Here is a 1,919-nt window from a genome sequence, read left to right as displayed (position 1 = left end):
CCTCAAGCGCCGGACGGGCTGGGTTGGTTTGGGTGGGCTGGTTGTGGTCGGGCGTTCGCCGGGTGGGGTGGCCTCAAGCGCCGGCTGGGCTGAAATCAGCCCGGCCGGCGATTGAGGTCGGTGGTTAGCCTTCGTGGGGGATTGTGTGGTGGCCGGGCGGATAGGTGTGCTTGGCGTGGGTGAACGGGATCGGGCTGTTCACGGTGAGCAGGGTCGGCGTGATGTCCACGGTGAGTAGTCCGGCCGGGGTGGGGACCGCGCCTGCGGCGTGGGCCAGGGCGCCCAGCGCCGGGGCGATCCGGGCGGTGGTGAAGCCCGGTTCGGCCGGTTCGACGCCCAGGACGCGGGTCATCAGGTCGCGGGTCGGGGTCGAGGACCAACCGTGGCTGACCGTGCCTCCGTACCACGTCTCGCTCCACGACGTGTCGCTTCGCGGCAGGAGCGCGGCCCAGTCCCGGCACAGGCCCGCGATCAGGTCGGCCCGGCCCGCGACGGCGAGCGCGTCGTGGACGACGTAGCGGAAGAACGGCTGCGCCCGTACCACCTGGCGCCCGGTGTCCCACCACGGCTTCGGCGGCCCCGCCCGCAGGTGCGCGCCGCCGACCTCGGCGTCCGAGCCGGGCTCCGTGGCGGCGTCCGGCGCACTGAACGCGGCGTGCACGAGGTCGTCCTCGTCGGTCAGCACCCGCACCAGTCGCTCGTACCGCTCGCGCGGCGCCAACCCGCCCACGATCGCCGCCGCCTGACCGTGCTGGGACGCCATCGGGCGCCGCTCGCCGTCCGCGATCGAGTCGGCGTAGCGGCCCCGTTCGGTGTCCCACAGGCGCTCGAAGCCCTCGGCCAGCCGCGTGTGCACCCCCCGCGCCCAGCCGGCCCGGCCCTCGTCGCCGACCCACGACGCCATCTCCGCGAATTCGAGCAGCGCCCGCCCCCACAGCCCGCACAGCGCGGCCGAGACGCCCTCGGTGTGCACCGCCGACCAGTCGATGATCACCCAGCCGAACACGTCGGTGGGCACCCCGCTGTCGTCCAGGAACGGGAGGAACCAGCGCACCACCCGCTCGGCGACCGGCAGCAACTCGGCGATCTCGTCGCGGTCGCCGACGTAGCGGTACAGGTTCCACACCGAGTGCACCCAATGCAGCGCCCAGTCCGGGATGACGGTGAAGTCGGCCCACTCGGCGTCGCCGGCCACCGCCATCGGCAGCATCCCGTCCGAGCGCGGCGAGGCGGCCAGCCGGGGATGCCAACGGGCCAGGCGCCAATCGGTGTTCGTCGTCAGGTCGACGAGTTGGTGCACCACCGCGTCTCCGGTCCAGGCCCGCTGTTCGCGCGTGGGACAGTCGACGTACGCGTCCGCCGAGCACAGCGTCACGGTCCGTCGCCCCACCCGCCAGATCCGTTCGAGCACGGGGTCGGAGCAACCGAACCACGCGTCGCCGGCCACCGGATAGGTCCGCTCGCGCACCGACACACCGTGCACGATCACCCCGGGAGGCGCCTCGACCACGACGCCGCGCAGCCCGTACGAGTCGAGGGATTCGAGCACTCGGCGAGTACCGTCCGTCACCACTGCCAGGCTCGCGTCGTGCTCACCGGGCGCCGCGAACTCGGCGGTGTGCACGACCACTTCGGCGCCGGGCGGCCCGTCCGCGTCGACCACGAGCGTGCCGGAGACCACGTGATCGACGGCGAACGCGCCGTCCGGGCCCGGCGTCAACACCGTGTCGCTCGGCACCGGCCACGCGATCGGGCGCCCGCCGAACGGCCCGCCCGGATAGCTCGGCGGCTCGGGCCGGCCCGGCTCGCCGGTGGTCATCGCCCGCCGCAGCACCGCCGTCGGCCAGCCCGGGTCCCGATCCGCCCGCTGCCAATCGGCCGGCAGCGCCCGCGCGTCGAGCAGTTCACGCCCGCGACCG

Annotated in this window: 1 protein-coding gene; it reads right to left on the bottom strand. The window is 74.0% G+C overall.

Going from position 1 to position 1,919, the window contains the following annotated elements:
* Positions 1 to 124: 124 nt before the first annotated feature.
* A partial coding sequence (locus GT354_RS24720) for an alpha-L-rhamnosidase (RefSeq protein WP_161358577.1) occupies positions 125 to 1,919 on the bottom strand: 1,795 nt, incomplete at its 5' end.

The sequence above is a fragment of the Streptomyces sp. SID3343 genome, from assembly GCF_009865215.1.
Classification (GTDB): Bacteria; Actinomycetota; Actinomycetes; order Streptomycetales; family Streptomycetaceae; genus Embleya.
Note: the sequence above shows the minus strand (reverse complement) of the source record. Positions and strands in the feature narration are given on the sequence as shown.